A 19,901-nucleotide genomic window follows, 5' to 3' on the forward strand; every position below is an offset into this window, starting at 1 on the left:
TATCTACTCCAATATATCTTTTAAATGTTTAATTGTTTCTGTAAACGTTCGGATAAATATTTCTATTTCCTTTTCACTCGTATCATATGACAAACTAATTCTTAAACCGGATGACGAAACAACGCTCGATCGCCCACTTGCATCTAGAACACGGCTTTTATCCGATTGTTTCGACGAGCAGGCTGATTGGGTTGAGATGACAATTCCTTTTTCAAAAAGAGCGTGAATAACGACTTCTGGTTTTAAACCTGGAACGGAAACATTCATAATATGTGGGGCGCCATGTTCAGAAGAATTTATATACACTCCATCGATTTTCCCTAAATGGTTAAAAAGATTCTGATGGATTTTTTGTAAGTGGCCATATCCCTTTTGTTTCCGCTCCATCATTAACCGTAAAGCACGAACAAAGGAAACATTTCCTGCCACATTTTCAGTTCCCGATCGTAATCCCTGTTCTTGATTTCCACCGTGAAAAAGTGGATAAAGAACAGTACCTTTTTTAATGTATAGCATTCCTGTCCCTTTTAATCCATGGATTTTATGGCCTGAAAACGTACATAAATCAATGCCGCTATGATGTAATTGAAGTGGAACTTTCCCAAGTGCTTGCACAGCATCTACATGGAAAAATAGTTTTGGATGCTTTTTAGCAATTTCTCCGATTTCTTCAATCGGTTGAATGGAACCTGTTTCATTGTTCACATGCATGATCGAAATGAGAATTGTTTTATTCGTAATAGCGGATCTTACCATTTGTACATCCACTACACCATCGCTATTTACGGGAAGATAAGTTACAGTGAATCCGAGCTCTTCTAGACTTTTACATGTTTCATACACGGAAGCATGCTCAATTTCAGTCGTAATTATATGATTCCCGCGCCCTTGATATTTTAACGCGACCCCTTTTATTGCCAAATTATTTCCCTCTGTTCCTCCAGAGGTAAAAATAATCTCACTCGGATCTATTTGCAATAAAGTAGCTGCTTGTTCACGTGCTTTCGTTTGCAACCTTTCAACGTCTGCTCCTAATTCGTGAATGGAGGACGGGTTGGCAAAGTATTTTTCTGATACTTGTTTAAAGCTTTGTACAACTGATTCATCAGGGATCGTCGTTGCACTGTTATCTAAATAAATCATCTAAAAATCCTTCCTACTCATTATTCATCTTATCAAAAAACAAGACTGACTATATAGATGTTACCCTATAAGACAGTCTTATTATTTAAGAAACAGTCATTTCTTGATGTTTTTCTATTTTTTTAAGTGCACCAGGTTCAATTTCTTCTATTGCATTTGCTGCATTTTCTAATGCTAATTCATATTCAGCCTTACGAAATAATTGTTCTGCTTCTAAAAGCTTTGCCGCAAGTGATGGATTGGAACTACGATAACGATTTGCATACTGGATAACTTGTTCCGTCAAATACGCTTGCTCTAACATCATATTCGTATTTTCAATAGCACTCATCACAGAGCTTTTTGCTTCTGCTAGCGATTTTTGTACTTCTAATATATCTAGTGGTTGGTTATCAAGCGCTTGTAAAACGAGTTCGTTTTTCTCCGTGGCTTCCTCGATCATCGACCAAATAAAGTTGGGAACGCCAGGTAAATTGCTATTTCTTAGCTTGCGATTTGTTTTAAAGATATCATCACTCATCGACTGCAATTGTGCCCTCGCTTCTACTTCATCTTTACGTAAGTTTTGAATCCGACTTTTGAAATCTTGATGCTCTTCGACAATGTTTTCAAGTTGCTGAAAACCTTGTTCTAACTCTGTTCTTAATTTTGAATGTGCAGAATTATTTTTTTCAACTTTTTGTGCAAATGTTTTTAATTGCTCTTGTAGTTGAGTAACCATTTTTTCTAAAGACATATATTTTTCTAAATCAGAATCTTCAAAGTAATATGCTTGCTTCAGTTGTGCTACTTCTGACTTTGTATGTAAAAATTGAACTTCAAAGTTTTCCAATGCACGTTCATAACTAGGCATTTTGGATTCGACAAAGTTTTTAGCTAACGCTTCTTTTTCTAACAATAGGTACATTTCTTTTACCCGTTCCTCGATTTCGGGAACCATTTCTTTTACCTTATTCGTACTTTCCTTCTCTAATGCATGAACAAGATCGATTAATTGGGCTTGGAACTCTTTTATTTCTTTTTCTAAGTCTAAATGATCAATCCAATAGCCCTCCGCTTTCATTTCGTTTAAGCCTTTATACAATTCATCTAATTGTGTAGGAAGTCCTTGTCGACATAATTTATACAGAGCTGGAAATTCTTCTAGTTCTTGTTGTAATGCTTCTAAACGTTTTTTTACTTGATCGACTACTTCTGTTGACTGTATATAGTTTCCTTCTGCCACTAGCTCCTTATATAGCGTTAATTCCTTCTGTATTTCATCGAATTCAACTTCAAATCTTACATCTGCTCGGTCATATTGATAACGATTTTGCGAAAGTATTTTACGCAATTCGTTCAGCTTCGGTTCAAGCTGTTCAACTTCTTCTCGATTCGATTGCTCTATTTCAAGTAGTTCATTTAATTCCGCTAAAATAGTTTCGATCTTCTTTTCAACTGCCTGTAAGATCTCTTCCATTTGTTTCATGCATTTTTTTGCAGCTGGAAAACTATAGCGGTCTGCTGCATTTTCCGTATCATAAAGTAATTCTTCTACTTTTCCAAGCTCAACGGTTAAAATGGTTTCCCATTTATTTTTCCATTGTTCAAATTTTTCTTTTGTTTCTCCTTCTAAATTAAGCTCCTTCACTTTCGCTAATTCTGAAGCAACATTACGATTCATAATATCGAGTTTCCAGCTTTCATAATAATCGACCGAATCATATAATCTTTTTCTTAAAAGGAGTCCTACTATAATTAACACAATTACTGCTAAAATTGCACCAATAACATATTCCATCTTTTACCTCCTAATCATTTTTATAGAAGGATATATATAATTAAATCATTATAGTATTATTTCACTATTAATAATACCATGATTACGGTCGTTTTTGCTAAAAAAAACAAAAAAATATGCATATTCTACATAAATGTCGAATTTTCGTCCCGATAAAACGTGAAGTCATTCAATTTCATGAGCAAAATAAGGAAACTTACTTATCTTTATCTGCAATAAAATCGATCCATTGATCAATGGTTTTTACATAGTTTTTAATAAAATGGCGAAAAGATTGTTGGTCAACCATTTGATTATTCCATTCGTTCTTTAACATATAAGGTGACATTAACATCCCTTTTAATTGCATATATAAATAAAATCGTTGCTTTTTATTTTCTTTACTTAAAATAGGGAAAAACAGTTCACTCAAAACGTGATTTTCCTTCGCTAAATAAGTTACCGTCATTTCACGTACAAAGGTAGAATCTAAAGATAGTTCACGATTAATGAAAGAGGTTAATTGAAAATAGTCTGTTTTATATTGAATGATGGCATAAATCACTTTTTTTAATTTTTCAATAGGATGTATATGTTCATTGTTCGTTATTTCTTCATTTACAATAGTTAAATACATTTCATAATAATTCGTTACTGCATATTCTAATAAGCCTTGTTTGCTATTGAAATAATAACTAATTAAGGAAACATTCACCGAAGCATATTCAGCGATATCCCGTACCGATGTACCATGAAATCCTTTTTGAAAAAAGAGTGATGATGCTGCTTCGACTACTTTTTGCTTTGTTTGATTTATTTTCATGCATGTCAATCCTCCCTTTCTTTATTTAATACGACAAAAGTATGAAAATTCCTGCAATTTAACACAAAATAATAAATGGCAACCTTCCAATAGAAGATCGCCATTCATTATTTATGTTGAACTACTTTATTTTTTCCAGATGTCTTTGCTTCATATAACGCCTCATCGGTTCGGATAAATAATTGTTCGACCGTATCTTTTTTTGCTGAAGTCCATGTAGAAACTCCTGATGAAAGAGTAACTTGTGGTTGAGTAGTTTTGATCACTTTTTCTCTTATTCGGTTTGCCCTTTCTGTTGCCTCTGCTAAGCTGCAATGTGGTAAATATACGGCAAATTCCTCTCCACCCCATCGAGCAGCAATCTCCCCTTGTTTCATTTCCAATTTAATAATTTCAGCCACTTGGATGAGCACTTTGTCACCAATATAATGCCCAAACGTATCATTCACTAATTTAAAGTCATCGACATCAAATAAGATAAATGCCCCTCGTCCACTTCGACTCATCTGTTCCCCTATTTTTTTATCTAGATGATTTCTTGAATATAGTTTTGTTAAATAATCTGTTATTGCAGTCTGCTTTAATTGTTCTTTTAAAACAGAATTATGGAAAGCTAGTGATGCATGTTGGACAAATGATTGGATAAATTTAAATTTATCAAATGAGAAATAGTAAGGGATATGGTGGGCTACAATAATAACACCAAAAATCGATTCAGAAGACCACATTGGGATGATCATGATTGAATTATACAGAGTATCAATACCTTCTGCTTGAAAGTTACCGGACAATATTGGTTTTGGATCTTGCTTCATCTTTTCATATACATGACAAATAAATTGAATACCGTTTTGTGTAGTAAAATATTCAGTGCTCCCATCCAGTATATCAAAGGACTCTAGACCTTCTTCCCGTTCTTGTGAAAAAAAGATCACACCAACTTGTTCTGGGTGACATGATTCAAAAATATGTTTTTTCACTGTGTCAGTAATTTCATTTTGGTCTAAGTTTAAATTTAAATCATGTGAAGCCACATTAATAATTTGCAAGTCTGATACAAGCTGAGTGGAAGACTGATAAAGCGTTGTCCTTTCAATTGCACGCCCAACCATATTCGTAAACTGAGTAATAAAATTCACTTCTTCGTCAATCATCGTAACAATTTGTTGAATGTTTATTTGTAAAACACCATATACACCTTGTTTACCACTTAACGGTGAATAAATATTGGTTTCTTTTTTCACTTCATTATATTCAATTTGTAATTCGTTATTAATAAACGCTAACGTACCCGGAGATAGTGTTGCACCTCCTGTATACTCAATCATTTTAATCGGTAATGTTTCATTTTCATACTCTTGTGACATTAATAAATAATATCGAAAGGTAGGGTAAATTAATTGAATCGTTTCATAAAAACGTTCTAACACTTCTATTGTTTGATGAACAGAATGTAATTTGGTAGATAATTGGAACAGTAACTGATTACGCTCCCGTAGAAACATTTGGTGTCGCTTATGGTATAAAATACTTAAAAATTGCTCAATAATGATCCGTACTTTTTCAAGTGTCGTTAAACTTACAATTTGATCTTCGGAAAACGTAATGAACATAAACCCACTAAAATTCTCTTTACAATAAACTTTTAATAAAAAAGTCATTTGATCTAAAGATTTTTGTGTAATAGGGTTTTCTTCATTTACTACGGTAATATTCGTTTTCTCCTTAAAATAAGCAATGAAACGACTGGGAGATAGAGTCTTAACACTAACTGGATATTGTGAGGAAAAATAAGTTATTTGCTCATTTAATTGCTTTTTATTATACATATAAAACACGATATTTGAAGCATCCAAGATTTTCTTTAGCCTCTCACATAACATGTTCATCATGTCTTTTCGTGTATATTCATCAATCGTGTAGGTTAGTTCAAAGAGATTAGCCTTTAAATTTTCTGATATTCGATTCGTATTCATCATATCCCCACCTACTATGTCTATATGATTCCATTATACTATTAATGATTCTTTTTTACTAGTTATATTCCAAAAGTATTCCATTATTTTCTTGTTCGTTATTTTTTTGTTATTATACTTCAAATAAACATTGATTCTATAAGGTTTTGGTGAGTCGTCTATCACGACTTTTTATGTAGGTGTTTAGACCTATAAATAGAGTTTTGAATTCAAAAAAAGCCTGTAGTAAGATCCTACAAGCTAATAAAGGTTAAAGTTCCACCCAATGCTTTCTAATGGCCATAACAACTGCTTGGGTTCGATCATTTACATTCATTTTTTTGAATAAACTACTTACGTGATTTTTTACTGTTTTTTCACTAATATTTAACGTTTCCGCTATTTGACGATTGCTTTGCCCGTTCGTCAATAATTGAAGCACTTGACATTCTCTTTTTGTGTATAAATGTAATGGCATTTGAAAATTTTCTTCCTCTTCTTCAAGATCATTACTCGTTAATTTACGGTACTCTTCCACTAAATCATGGGTAATGGTTGGATGAATATAGGATACACCATTTTTTACAATTTTAATTGCTTCTATAAAAGAAAATATATCCATTTCTTTTAACAAATAACCATGTACTCCAATTTTAATTGCTTCTGTTACATAGTTCTCTTCGCCTTCTGCCGAGAGGATGATTACTTTAATGTTGGAATCGTTATGAAACACCTCTTCTTTTATTTCATAGCGATGTTGCATAAATGTGTTAACATCAATTAGCAACACATCGATGTCCTGTAATGGCAATATAGTTTTAACGACGGAATAATCATCACTGCTAACGATAATATGAAACGATGATTCTGAATCCAGTACACGTTTTACACCTTCACGAAATAGTTGTTGATGATCAATTAATACGATATTTATTTTAGTTTCGCTCATTTTTAAAACCTCCTATTCACTTTTAGTGCGTGTTCAAAAGGCCGATAAAAAGGATCGAGAAGTTCAAGGCGGCGTAGCTCCCGAGGAACTCGCGTATGCTTTTACATACGTGAGTACCGGAAAAGCAAGCCAACGCAGAAATTCGATGTGTCATTTTTGTTGAACTTTTTGAACAACTTCTTTTATGAAATTTATTTTACCCGTTCTCCATGTACGACGAGACGATGGCTATTCGCCCGATATGGATGACAAGTTATTAATGATGCTAAGTCTTTTCCTTCATTAATTCCTAAGTTTTCTGTTTCGTGAGGTAAAATCACTTCTACGTCAAATACTTCATATTGAAGCTTTTCTTCTAACGTATATATATAAAACGTGTCCCCAGGTTGGATTAGATCTAATTGACGAAACATTGCTTTCGTCCCCATTCCCCGGTGCCCGGCCAAAACGGTATGTGTACTTAGTCCCCCTACCGGTAAAGAGGATCCTTCCACTTGCCCAATTCCTTTAGATAGCTCATTTTCACTAGCTCCAAGATAGATTGGTATTTCTAGGCTAAGTTTCGGTATTTCAATCGAAGCGAAATGATTTCCATCCATTGGAGCATCCTTACACCCTTCATAGTCATCACGATTATAACCATCTGTAAAAGGGTCATGAAGTCCTTCTTCATTTTTAAAAATAGCCTCATTACATCTTCTTGCAGCTTCTAACTTTTCAAAAATAAATTGCGGGGTAAGTAATTGTGCCTCATTTTTGAATTGATTTACTTGTGACTTTTGAAGCTGATTATTAATAAATTGGGCTATATGTGGATAAACAATAATTAGGAGTCCGAGAATAAATAATAACAATATCCATTTATTTTTTCTCATCATCATCACACTTCCATTTGCTTTTTTTTACGCAAATATATTATTAGTAGTATTATTATGGTCAAAATACCTACAAAAAATAAGGAAAGTTTTACTATATCTACCTTTTGGCTTATGTCTGTTGTAGCGGTATGAGGAATATCTTCAAAATATGGTACCCTTTCTCCTCTAACTAAAAGGCGGTGTGTATTAATCATATATGGCTCACAAGTAATCAATGTGACAAAGTCTTTATCTTTCTTCATATCTAGCCAGTTCGTTTCGGTTGGTAATACTATTTGGATATCATCAACCTTATATGCTAGTGTTTCATCTAACGTATGAATCAGAAAAACATCATCTACCTCTACTTTATCTAAATCACGGAATAATTTTGAACTAGGTAACCCGCGATGACCTGTCAATGCGGTATGTGTCCCACTCCCTCCAATTGGAAAAGAAGAATTTGACATATGACCAATTCCTTGTTGTAGGACATCTTCACTAACCCCGTGATAAATAGGTAATTTTACATTGATACTCGGTATTTCTAAACTACCCATCGTTTCCCCAATGTCTAACACATTGAAATAACCAGTAACTGTTGTCTCTGTTGCATCTTCAGCGAATGGATCTGCAATCGGGATAGCTGTTTCATTTAATGAATCATTATATTCTTTCGCTTTTTCTCGCTCTTTTTCTTTCTCATCCTCCGTCATTTGTTCTAGTACTTCATTATGTTTACTCATCACCGTATAGTGGTCTTTTGTACTAAGCCAATTGCTGACGATGGGATAAAAAAAAATGAGAAAACCAGTGATAAAAATGATCGGAATAATTATTTTACGTACCATAGCCGTCATCCTTTAAATTAGCGATAAAAATTTGTTGCTTGGCGGTCTATTTCAGGTAAAAGTTAGCGTATTTAGGACGATTTCTAAGATTTTTACCTAAAATTCCTATAAAGAAAACTCGCAACTTGGCGAGCAAATAGTTAAATAAACGTCCAAAATCGAATAATTCTTCATTTATTACGGATTCTTTCTTAAAGAAAGAGGCCGTTTTCACCAAAGAAAAACCCGAACAATGGTAGCTGCATATCACCCACTCTGGAAATATACTTCGCTTTCACCACAGGGCATAAGAGCGACATCTGTTCAACCTGCGCTATCGCTTGTTTTCACAGTGTCTCCTTTACCGCGGGCGGCTGGTGAGCCTCCTCGTGCTGGCGCACTATGGGGTCTCACCGATGCCTTTCCTCCCGCAGGAGTCTACGTATATTTCCTCCACTTAGGTAATGCATTATTCGTTTTTAGATTTGGTCGTTTTAGTTATGTCCCAGCCTCTTTCCCGATTTATTTATCAGACTTAAGCAAATTCTCTCCTTCTACGACGGATATACAGATATAAAGCTGATCCCATAAACGTTAATCCGATTAAAGTAAAGAGAATTGTTCCAATTCCACCGGTCTTCGGTAACTCCCATCCAGATTTAGAGTTGTCGACAGTTATTGTAACGTTGCTATTTTCGCCGTCAATTGTAACTTCGATTGGTTTTGTTAATTTACGATAGCCGTTTGGTGCTTTTGTTTCATGTAACGTATAGTTACCGTAATCAAGTTCACTTGTAAAAACAAGTTCACCATTTGCACCTGTTGTTCCTGTTTCTACTAAATCACCGTTAGAATCACGAAGGGCAAATTCTGCACCTTCTAATCGCTGTTTTGTTGATTTGTCTTGCTTAATCACTTTTAGTGATCCTGCTGTTGGTGTGACTGGAACTGGATCTGTTTCTTTATGTCCGGAAGAACCATGATTGTTTTCATAGTCAATATATGCCTTGTTATCGATAACTTTATTTGCCTCTGCATCCTCAGATACTTTAGCTTTGAAACTAAATGCTACTGTGCTTGGTCCACTAAGCTCTGATGGAGTAGCGGTCCATGTCAATGTTTGACCGTTTTGATTGAAAGTAAAACCATCTGCCTGAGATACAACTTCAACGAATTCTAGGTTTTCATGTAATGTATCTGTTACAACAAAGTTCTTATAATCTTTGATGTCACCTGGTAAATCTACTGTTATCGTATACGTTACGATTTCTCCACGGTTTACCGCATCAAAGTCTACATCCTTATCAACTTCTGGTTCTTTGTAATTTTTAACATTGACCTTTACTGTTGTACCACTTTCAGTAATTGAAAAATCTACCTTTTGGCTACCTAATACATACCCATCAATTGTTGCAATTTCTTTAAAGTAGTAATTGCCAAATGCTAGACCATCTACTTTAATTTTTCCATTTGCGTCTGTTACAAATATTGTATCTTCTACTTTTGTTCCATCAGTATTGTATAGTTCAAATTGAACACCCGCTAATACTGCTCCTGAATCACCGTCTGTTTTCGTTAATTCAACAGCACCACGGATTGTTTCGTTCTTTGGATAAATGTGTACGTCGTAAGTTAATGTCGAACCATCTTTACTGGTCATTGGGATATCAACATAGAATGTATCTGGATTTAAATTAACGTGATCTGGTCCGTCAATTTCCCCAACTGAATAGCGCCCTAATGGTAATTCTTGTGTCACTTGGCCATTCTCATCTGTTGTTAACTCATACTCCTGACCACCTGTTACTTCTGTCCAGTTCTCACCATCATATGAATGTGTTTGTTTCACTTTATACGTAACACCAGCTAACGGCTCTCCTTCTGGTATTTGACCAGCTGACCCGTCACCTTCACCTTGTGATGCACCTGGTTCTTGTTCATACTTATGAATCGTTAATGAGCCTGTTGTGCTAGCTTCCGCATTTGCCACCCCTGGTAATAGTAGACTAAACATCATGATAGCTACTAAAAAATGATAAATTGAAAATCTCTTTTTCATTCTGTAATTCCCTCCTAATGATCTTAACGTTCTATGTTTTATACTTGACGCCTTCTAAATACAAACCATCCTGCTCCAGCTATTAAGATAAAGCCAACTCCATAAAAGCCTAGTGTTCCAATGCCACCAGTTTTCGGAATGTTCCATCCAATTGGTGTATTTACCACTTGTTTTGTTACATGTAAATTCTCTCCATTTATCGTTATAGCAATTTCTTTAACTAGTTTGTTATACCCTTCAGGAGCTTTCGTTTCTTTTAATTTATAATCGCCCCATTCTAGGTTTTCAAATTTAATCGTTCCATCATTACCTGTCGTAAATATGCCAACGACATTCCCCTCTGAGTCTCTTAGTTCAAACGTTGCACCAGCAAGTGGCTTTTCATTTTCATCCACTTTTTCAACGGTTAATGAGCCGTATCGGGCCGTATTTGTAATGATATGTTTTTCATCTTCTGTACTATAATCGACGTCATATCCATAAGGAACTTCAACTTCTTCCACGGAATAAATTATTTCTTTTCCTGTTTCCGCATCATATTTCCTTAAATTTTTAAAAGTATCTGACCAATTGTTATCCTCACCTAAGATGAGCGTTTGTCCTGTATCTTCTCCGCTCGCAAGCAACTTAATGGTTACAGATTCTGTTGCTGGTCCAACCCATCTTTTCTCGACATCAACATCGATAGTTTCATCATTTGTGTTCGTAATGATAAAACCATCTTCGGCTGATCCTGTTGTATTGGAGGAGTATCCTGGAATGACAACTTCTTCTACCGTATAGACAATTTCTTCACCAGTTTCCTCATCGTATTTTCTTAAGTTATCAAACGTACCTGACCAGTTGTTATCTCCATTTAATACAAGCGTATCTTCTGTATCTTCTCCATTCGCAAACAACTTAACGGTCACAGAATCTTTTCCTGGTCCAATCCATTTTTTCTCGACATCAATTTCAAGTGTTTCATCGTTCGTGTTTGTAAAAGTAAATCCATCTTCTACTGAACCTGATAATTCATTTGTGTAGCCAGGAATATCAAGTTCTTCTACTGTGTAAATAATCGGATCTCCAGTAGTATCATCAAACTTATTCAATTCAGTAAATGAACCTAACCAATCATTCGCTTCATTTAATATGAGCGTCTTGCCTGTATCGACCCCATTCGCAAATAGTTTAATCGTGACGTACTCCGTTGCAGGACCAATCCACTCTTTATTTACATTCATATTCATTTGTTCTGGATTATACGTATTCGTTACAGTTAAACCATCCAATGTTTTATCATAGTTCACAGGGACTTCAGCTTCATCTGCACTGAATGTATAAGGACGACCATATGGATCATACATTGGTACATCAGTAAACGTATACGTCCACGCAGGTGACTCTGTTCCATTCACTGTTCCTGTTCGAAGTACTTGCGTTCCCCCATCGACGTTCTCAGCTATTAATTGAAGGTCTACTGCTGGATGATTTGATCCACCCACCCAAATCTTCTTAACTTCCTTATCTTCTTTAGGTATCGTAAACTTTAAATCTCCACCAACGTCATGTCCACCACCGATTCCTTTAACAAAAAACGGGCTATTCCCTTCTGGCAACTGAAGATCCGCTAAGTTAAATTTAAATACTGTCCAGTGTGAATCTTTCGTATTTCCAGATAACCCAGTTGGCAGGTGACTATCTCCGTCAATCGAGATTGGTACCTGCGCATTATAAACATCTGAATCATAATTTTGTATCCCATTTAAAGTCATATATTGCAATTCATGTGTAGACTTTATTGCTACGTAAACTGTATCACCATTTGCCCATAAATAATCCGCTAACGTATGGGCGTTTGTTGATTCACCAACAATCGCTGTTGGTACGACAATGGAGTTAGGATCCGTTGTATAAACTCCTGGAGTCCCAATTGCAAAAGGAATTATGGATAATAAATTTACCTCATCCTTTTGTTGTTCTTCTTTTGTTTGTTTGGCTATCTTCTCCTGCTTTACACTCTCTTCAGACTCTGTCAGCTTCACTTGTTCTTCCGGTTCAGCTTTTACAACTTCTTCTTCGACTTCAACGACCTTCTCAGTATCTTCTGATTTTTTCTCTAATGCAGCTACTTGATCGGATGCCTTGAAACTTCCATCGTCATAAGTTGTTAATGCTTCTAAACCATATGAAGATTGATCCTGATTTGTAATAGATGTAATTATTTCTACGTCAAATGTTTTAGCTCCAGCTGGTGTATGTATCACATAACCGTTTGCCGATGTTTCTACATCTGCATCTCCTACATTATTTATTGAATGATGTGTTTGACCTGAACCAATTGTTACCTTTGTCGTAGAACCATCATTTTCTTCACCGGAAGCATTAATTATAACTTTCCATTTAGTGGAATCAGCATTCTGTTTGACTTGCTTTACTTCAATTTTGCCACTATTGTCACTTTTAGCCTCTGCCAATAGACCTAAATTAGGACTAAAAATTTGAAAGATTAATAGTGTAATAGCGATTAACGAAAGTCTTTTTACTTTGTTCAAATTACTTTCCTCCTTTCACATAATTCAAAGAAAACCTACAAATGGTCTACTTATGGATTAAGTTTAGAGGAAATCCATCCATGCCCTGTTACGATTTACAATACTTTATTTACGTTTTTTTATATAATTAGGGCAATTCTGTTAACTAAGTTTTTTTCCTATTTCTTATAGGTATTTTTTCTATTATTCATATTTACTTCGTTACAAGGACTTATGTTTGACGTCTTCTAATGAAATACCAGACCGCAGCAACCATAAGAATAAGCCCAATTCCGTAAAATCCTAACGTTCCAAATCCACCTGTTTTTGGAATAGTCCACCCTTGTTTTGTATTTTCAACAGGCAATTCAACGACTTGACCACCATGTTCTATTTCTACATCTATTGGTGATGTTAATAAACGATAAGCAACCTCATTACCATTTTCATCGATATATATTGGTGCTTTTGTTTCAATTAACTTATATTTCCCAATTGGTATTTCTTCCACGAACCATTCGCCATTATCATCTGTTATACCTTCAGCTATGATATTTTCCTCTAGATCAACAAGTCTAAATTCAGCACCAGCTAATTTTGTTTGATCATCGGCATCTATTTTGATAATTTTTAACGTCCCTGATCCTGGTGGCTTCACATATACTTCCTCTGAGTCTTCATGTTCCCCATCTACTAATAATGTCGCTACGTTTGGAATACGTTGATCAACATATTTCTTCAAATCATCTGGAGTTACAATGTCCTTTATCTTTGCTTGGAAAGTAACAACAATCTTTTTCCCAGCTAAGTAATTATACGATCCATTTTGTTTAGGCAGGTCAACGGTAAATCCACTTTGATTATTTAAAAGACTAATTTGAACGGATAGGTTGTCAATATTATCTGAATGAACAGTAATATCCTCTACGTTTCCAACAAGTTCTAAAACAGATTCCAATTCATCTTTCAGTTGCACGGTGTCATACTGAGATATATTTTCACCAAACTGATATTCAAGCTTATACGTAAAAGAATCATGGATTTTTTCTAATTCAATACTATTGGTGAAATCATTTGACCCGCCTAGTGCAACATACTTATTTATCTTCTGTTCACATTGATCACTATGTTCATTTCCAGCTAAGGTTGCATTTGGGATGGCAATAGATTCATTGAATGAATTGTTCTCCTTGTCATAGTAGATCATGCCGTTTGTCATCGGTGTTGTCGTGTCTTTGTGACTAGCTGTTTCTTTTAGTTGATATGTCAATATACTTGCGCCAGATTTTATTTTGTCTGCAGTAACCGTAACTGTGTTACCTGAAACGGAATAGGTAGCCTGACTTCCATTCAAGTAAATACTGTCTTCTACAAGTTCAAATCCTGGTGCAATGTCAAATTCAGTCTTAAATCCGTTATATTCATTTACGACACTTTGCAGATTTTCTAACATTTCATTGATTAAATCTGCCAAGTTTTCATTGGCACTATAATTTTCTGGAGAAGAAGCAACATCCCTTAACATTTGCCTAGCAGCAGGACCGATTGTGTTATTGTAATAGTTCGTTCCGTAAGCATTTCTTAACACAGCCGTATTTTCCCAATAGGCGGAAACCATTTCATATCCAAGCCCTTTAATTGAATTTGCTTCACCGACTACTTGGGCAAAAGTTGGTTGATAAAATTGGTTTGCCTCGCTCCATGCTGTACCTATTTGACGATTTAGATGAATATAGCCATCTAATTGAATATTGGCAACACCGTCAGTAATGAGAATGAATATTGTTTTTCTATCACTTAGATCTTCACCAGCTGTAGCAGCTTCATATTGATTTTTAGCAAATTGCAGTCCACTTGCAGTTGGAGTTGCATCATCAAACCTTATTTGGTCAATACCATTCTTTAAGTGGTTTGCGTTATTTGATAAGCCTGTATGATTTTGCAAAATAAGATTTGTTCCACTTCTTGTATCGTAGACTCTCTCATTGTTATAATCTGAAAGGTTACGATAACTTCTCCAACCTTCATACCCTCGATAACTCGTTACCATCATCCGGTCTTGGGTTAGGTCAAGCATATTGACAATATCTTTTAAGCTTTGCCGTACCTGACCCGCATTATTGGAATACGATCCACTCGCATCTTGAACGACGACAATATCAACCGGTTTCTTTTCTTCCGGAACAGGTAAGTTAAAATTGACTGTCCCTTCTACTTCTCGAATACAAATATTATCTGATGTGCCTTTTTCAATTTTATGAGTCGCTGTCCCTTCATCTACTTGCATCATCATTTGTAGTTTATTCGCTGAAAATGCTTTCGCTTTTGGAATGGCGCCACCACTAAATTGTTCGAGTGGAATAATTTCTTCCTCTTCAGCTTCTCGTTCTGTTTCATCTTGTTCTTCGTTAACTGTTTGTTTTTCCTCTTTTTCTTCCGTCTCTTTTGCCTTTTTTTCCTTTTCTTCTTCTTTTGATTTTTCTTGTTGCTCATCCGTTCCCGTCTCAGTTACTGGCTCGGATGTTTTTTCATCTGCTGTTTCTTTTTGTGGTGTTTCGGTTTGTACTTCTACTTGATCTGATGCCTTAAATGCCCGGTCTCCGTAATTTGATTCAGCAACTAGTGAAAAAGTCGTCTGATCACTACTATTTATTTTCGTCATTAGTTCAATTTCATACGTATCATTTCCCTCTGGAGTTTCAATCAAGTATCCTTCTGAAGTTTTTTCGACATCGACATGACTTAAATCATTGATTGATCCATGAGTATGCCCAAAACTAAATGTCACTTTCGTATGAGTACCATCTGTCTCTTCACCTGAAGCGTTTACCGTGACCTTCCATTTAATGGAATCATCAACTTGTTCAAGTTGTTTTACCTCGATTTTGCCACTATTGTCACTTTTAGCTGATTTTGTTTCAGCAATTAGACCTACATTCGGACTAACTATTTGTAATATTAAAAGTGTTATAGCAAAAACCGAAAATGCTCTCACCTTCTTCAATTACTTTCCTCCTTTCACTTAATCAAAGAAATCCTTCAAAAGGATTACTTATGGCTTTAAGTTTAGAAGAAATTGAAATATGACCTATTTCGTTTTTGAACACTTTATTTAAGATAAACAATATAATTTAAACAATTTTGTTAACTCTGTCTTTTCCCTTCTACATTTTTAGTACTTTAAGCTGATGAACGTAAATGAATCCAACTTATTCACTAGAATGTTATATGCTCTGTTTAGATTTTGTTTAATTTAAACAGGTAGAATGATACTTATAAATGGGAAAATACACCAAAATCCTTTTGTAACGTTTTTCAACTTTTCTTTCACCATTTAAATAGTAGAAAGGCTATAATTTGAGGGGGAATGCTCAAATGAACAAAAATAGGAAGGTATCTGAGCAGAAAATAATTAGTACAGAAACGATTATTCATTTTGACTTAGAGAAAAGTATTGTCGATTATGAAAGGAATTTATTTTCGAGGTTAACAAGAAAAGAATATGAAAAATGTGAAGAGATATTGACTGATTTCTGTTTTGAGCTTCTAGAGCTTCAAGAAAACAAACATGTATTTATCAATCGAATATTTTTTATCAGCATTATTACTGACATTATTCTTGTATATTCACGGAAAAATTTATTACATCCAAACATACTTGCACATTCATATAAAACAATTTCTACCGTTGAAAGATGGGAAACAATTTCTGAATATATACTCCACATACCTTGGTACATCGATCAACTAAAATGGTTACTTTCCGATCATTTTTTAGTTGAAGGAAATATCCATGTAGAAAAAGCATTACAACTTATTAATCATTATTTAATCGGGGATCGTCTGACAGTTACCTGGCTTGCAGAGCAATTAGGCATCTCGTCTACCCATTTATCTAATCTATTTAAAATTCAAATAGGAGAAACGATTTCCAAATATATTACCAAACGTAAAATTGAAGAAATAACATACGAGTTAACTTATACAAATGAATCTTTAAAAACAATTCGTGAAAAATACGGTTTTACAAGTCACAGTCATTTTATTCAATCCTTTAAAAAAGTGAAAGGAGTTACGCCACTTCAATACATGCAGAATTCAGAAAAATAACTATAAAGTAATTGCACTCCGTTTACTTTTCCGTCTCGGGATTCGCTTTCCTTTCGTGTAGGACTCGCTTTTTTGAAATGACAAAACCTTACTTTTCGCTGGGATATAAAAACATCGTAAAACATGAAGCATTTAACGATATGATCAAGCATTCAATGGTGACAATACTATTCTGAAGTCCCCTCGTAACTGTACCCGGTGAAAATATAAAAGCTGATGGAGTTTCTCGTTACCGTTTTCCGTGAAAATGCCATAAATTTGCTCCATTAGTCTTTGGAACATTTTTTTAAAAAAGTGCTAATTGTAAAGACGTTAGATAAATTTCCATATGAAAAGGTACAAATATTGGGATTATTATCAATGTAGAGATGATTTTTCATCTCGTCGGTGATTCGTTTGTTTTCCGCTTCTAATTCGTTGACTTTTTCTTCCTAAAATTATATACTGTACTTTGTGTAAAATAATTAGGTAGCTTATGTGTACTAATGCTTGCCCCCATTTTGTTCCTCTTTTTGGAGGTGTATCGTGTAACTCTCTGCTGCTGGAGCGATGGTACATGAAAACAAAATGGACAACATGTAGAACACAATCATTTATTTTATGCAAGTATATAATAAAGGAGGAAATGTCTCATGGCACGATTTACTGGATCTTTATGGAAAAAATCTCGTCGTCTTGGCATTTCGTTAACAGGAACTGGTAAGGAGCTTGCAAAACGTCCTTACGCACCAGGTCAACACGGTGCAAACCAACGCCGTAAAATTTCGGAGTATGGCTTACAGCAACAAGAAAAACAAAAATTACGTTTTATGTACGGTTTAAATGAGCGTCAATTCCGTACGTTATTTGCTGAAGCTGGTAAGATGAAAGGGATTCACGGGGAAAACTTCATGGTTCTTTTGGAATCACGTCTAGATAACCTTGTTTATCGTCTTGGTCTTGCTCGTACTCGCCGTCAAGCACGTCAGCTTGTAAATCACGGTCATATTACTGTTGATGGTCGTCGCGTTGATATTCCATCATACCGCGTAAAACCAAGCCAAGTAATTAGTGTTCGTGAAAAAGCTCGTAATCTTGATATCATTAAAGAAGCAATCGAAGTGAACAACTTTGTTCCAGATTACTTAACTTTTGATGCAGATAAATTAGAAGGCGTATATACACGCCTACCTGAGCGTGCTGAATTACCAGCTGAAATTAACGAAGCACTAATCGTTGAGTTCTACTCACGTTAATTTTTCACAACGAAAAACAAGCATGAAAAGCCTTAGAATTGTTGATACAACAGCAATTCAAGGCTTTTTTATTTTTCCGAGGTAAAATGGAACGTGGTGGCAACTAGTTTTTAAAGTAGTAGGGGCTAAAAAATAAGTGAGCAGATAGTAAGTAAATCCAAGATTGTCATTAAGCATTTGTTTCTTTTCTTATTTTTACTGCCATAAATATTATGATTGTATCTATTCCAACCTATTAACGAATCCACTCACTTTCGAAAGGTTTTGACTTTATATCACTCTTACATATTTACTACTGGCTGTAATCCAAAATAACTGTTTTCTAGAGTTTTGCACTCGATACATCGGGTACCCATCTACTACATACTTATTATCGATTATCCAGCCTTGACCGTAATTAAAAATTCCACTTGGATTACTCCAACGCGGACTATCGTAGTAATTCAGTCCGTCAGAACCACGATAAATGGACTCAACCCTACGTCCCTTTTGATCCGTGCCTAACCATTTAATAGTAGAATTTTCATTAGAACCGGAATTACTAGTTGATCCACTAGGGTTTGAACTGTCAGCATTACTACCACTAGATTTACGCTTTAAATTAAATGCTTTTGCAATACCTTCACCATGTCCTTTGGCAATTCTGTTTAAAAAAGCACTTGACTTTAATTTATCTGCATCTGCTTTTGTATCGATAAAGCCGTTTTCCGTTAACATAGCGGACATTTTGCTAGTTCTTAATACTGCAAAATTAGCTTTTTTCTTCCCTCTATTACGCCAATCAACTTGCTTAACAATTTCCGCATGGATAATATCTCGTAGCTTTGCAGTACTAGAAGTATTCGATAAAGAACGATGAATGAAGTCTTCATATCCTGTTCCACCACCTGCATTGACATGAACACTTACGAATACATCTGCTCCCCAATTATTAGCTAACGTGGTACGTTGTGATAGTGACACTGTTTGATCATCTGAACGTGACATTCGAATACTATGGCCTTCAAAATGATCATTTACATATTTTCTAATCCGCTTAGAGATATTTAACGTTACATCCTTTTCCCTTAATCCATTGCCAACTGCTCCTAGATCACTACCACCGTGGCCTGGGTCAATAAATATTTTAATCATTTATATCACTCCTTAGTTTACTTTATGTTTATTAAAAATGCCTGTACATGCTAATAACCAAATGAATAGTAACGATTTATTCGTTACTATTTGATTTACTACTGAGTGTTTCTACTGCCTTTTTTAGTATTGATGGAATCGGTAAATTCGTCTTCCCTGCAGTTTCTAAAATGCTTAGCAACTCATTTGCTAAATAAAAAAAGATGACTGCATCACGTATAAACGTACCATCGCCCATCATTTTGTCGATCGAATATGCGATAGCTACTAGCGCCAAAATCATCACTTTTTTAGTAATTCCTATAAAACCAATTTTGCTGTTTAGTTTTCCGAAACTTGCAGCTACCAAAACTCCTAAAATATAATCAAGTGCAATAAATAATACTAGTACCTGCAGCAAAGACGACCAACCTCCTAGTAAAAATGTAACGATCGCCCCAACAATAGCAACAAATGATTTAAATAAAGTTTCCATTATTGCATCACTCCTTTGATTTATTCTATGAAATGCCTGTCTAACTAGTAACGGCA

14 protein-coding genes are annotated in these 19,901 nt (G+C 35.0%); 2 read left to right on the forward strand and 12 right to left on the reverse strand.

The genetic code is table 11. From position 1 onward, the window contains the following. Positions 1–3: 3 nt before the first annotated feature. From DFR56_RS14950 to DFR56_RS14995, 10 genes are all read right to left on the reverse strand, one after another. Positions 4–1,143: a cysteine desulfurase family protein gene (locus tag DFR56_RS14950; RefSeq protein WP_110396254.1), complete on the reverse strand. Its 1,140-nt coding sequence runs from the start codon at positions 1,141–1,143 to the stop codon at positions 4–6. A gap of 85 nt (positions 1,144–1,228) precedes the next feature. Continuing rightward, the gene (gene ezrA, locus DFR56_RS14955; protein WP_110396255.1) at positions 1,229–2,923 is read right to left on the reverse strand and encodes a septation ring formation regulator EzrA; all 1,695 of its coding nucleotides are present in this window, start codon (positions 2,921–2,923) and stop codon (positions 1,229–1,231) included. Positions 2,924–3,119: 196 nt separating this feature from the next. Beyond that, complete coding sequence (refZ, locus tag DFR56_RS14960) at positions 3,120–3,725, reverse strand: forespore capture DNA-binding protein RefZ (protein ID WP_110396256.1); 606 nt, start codon at positions 3,723–3,725, stop codon at positions 3,120–3,122. A 107-nt stretch (positions 3,726–3,832) separates the two neighbouring features. Beyond that, positions 3,833–5,701 carry a sensor domain-containing diguanylate cyclase gene (locus DFR56_RS14965; RefSeq protein WP_158525663.1) on the reverse strand — a complete coding sequence of 623 codons (1,869 nt, stop codon included), beginning with the start codon at positions 5,699–5,701 and terminating at the stop codon, positions 3,833–3,835. Positions 5,702–5,951: 250 nt separating this feature from the next. Then, a complete protein-coding gene (locus tag DFR56_RS14970; RefSeq protein ID WP_110396258.1) occupies positions 5,952–6,629 on the reverse strand; it encodes a response regulator transcription factor in 678 nt (225 codons plus the stop codon). Between the two features lie 191 nt (positions 6,630–6,820). Beyond that, complete coding sequence (locus DFR56_RS14975) at positions 6,821–7,507, reverse strand: class C sortase (protein ID WP_211320640.1); 687 nt, start codon at positions 7,505–7,507, stop codon at positions 6,821–6,823. Positions 7,508–7,509: 2 nt separating this feature from the next. Beyond that, complete coding sequence (locus tag DFR56_RS14980) at positions 7,510–8,337, reverse strand: class C sortase (RefSeq protein ID WP_110396260.1); 828 nt, start codon at positions 8,335–8,337, stop codon at positions 7,510–7,512. A 514-nt stretch (positions 8,338–8,851) separates the two neighbouring features. Then, the gene (locus DFR56_RS14985; RefSeq protein ID WP_110396292.1) at positions 8,852–10,375 is read right to left on the reverse strand and encodes a SpaH/EbpB family LPXTG-anchored major pilin; all 1,524 of its coding nucleotides are present in this window, start codon (positions 10,373–10,375) and stop codon (positions 8,852–8,854) included. 38 nt (positions 10,376–10,413) lie between these two features. Then, positions 10,414–12,912 carry a Cna B-type domain-containing protein gene (locus DFR56_RS14990; protein WP_110396261.1) on the reverse strand — a complete coding sequence of 833 codons (2,499 nt, stop codon included), beginning with the start codon at positions 12,910–12,912 and terminating at the stop codon, positions 10,414–10,416. Positions 12,913–13,123: 211 nt separating this feature from the next. Further along, complete coding sequence (locus DFR56_RS14995; RefSeq protein WP_244916550.1) at positions 13,124–15,886, reverse strand: SpaA isopeptide-forming pilin-related protein; 2,763 nt, start codon at positions 15,884–15,886, stop codon at positions 13,124–13,126. A 380-nt stretch (positions 15,887–16,266) separates the two neighbouring features. On the opposite strand from DFR56_RS14995, the gene DFR56_RS15005 reads away from it, so the two are divergent. Both DFR56_RS15005 and rpsD read left to right on the forward strand, forming a co-directional pair. After that, entirely contained in the window at positions 16,267–17,001 is a 735-nt protein-coding gene (locus DFR56_RS15005; protein ID WP_110396263.1) for a helix-turn-helix transcriptional regulator, read from the forward strand. A gap of 632 nt (positions 17,002–17,633) precedes the next feature. After that, a complete protein-coding gene (gene rpsD / locus DFR56_RS15010) occupies positions 17,634–18,236 on the forward strand; it encodes a 30S ribosomal protein S4 (RefSeq protein WP_110396264.1) in 603 nt (200 codons plus the stop codon). A 270-nt stretch (positions 18,237–18,506) separates the two neighbouring features. Here rpsD and DFR56_RS15015 read toward each other — a convergent pair whose 3' ends face one another. Then, positions 18,507–19,370 (reverse strand): N-acetylmuramoyl-L-alanine amidase, encoded by an 864-nt coding sequence (locus tag DFR56_RS15015; protein WP_110396265.1) that lies wholly within the window; start codon positions 19,368–19,370, stop codon positions 18,507–18,509. Between the two features lie 76 nt (positions 19,371–19,446). After that, a complete protein-coding gene (locus tag DFR56_RS15020) occupies positions 19,447–19,845 on the reverse strand; it encodes a phage holin family protein (protein WP_110396266.1) in 399 nt (132 codons plus the stop codon). Between the last annotated feature and the right edge of the window lie 56 nt (positions 19,846–19,901).

It is taken from the genome of Pseudogracilibacillus auburnensis, from assembly GCF_003201975.1.
In the GTDB taxonomy this organism is placed as follows: Bacteria; Bacillota; Bacilli; order Bacillales; family Amphibacillaceae; genus Pseudogracilibacillus; species Pseudogracilibacillus auburnensis.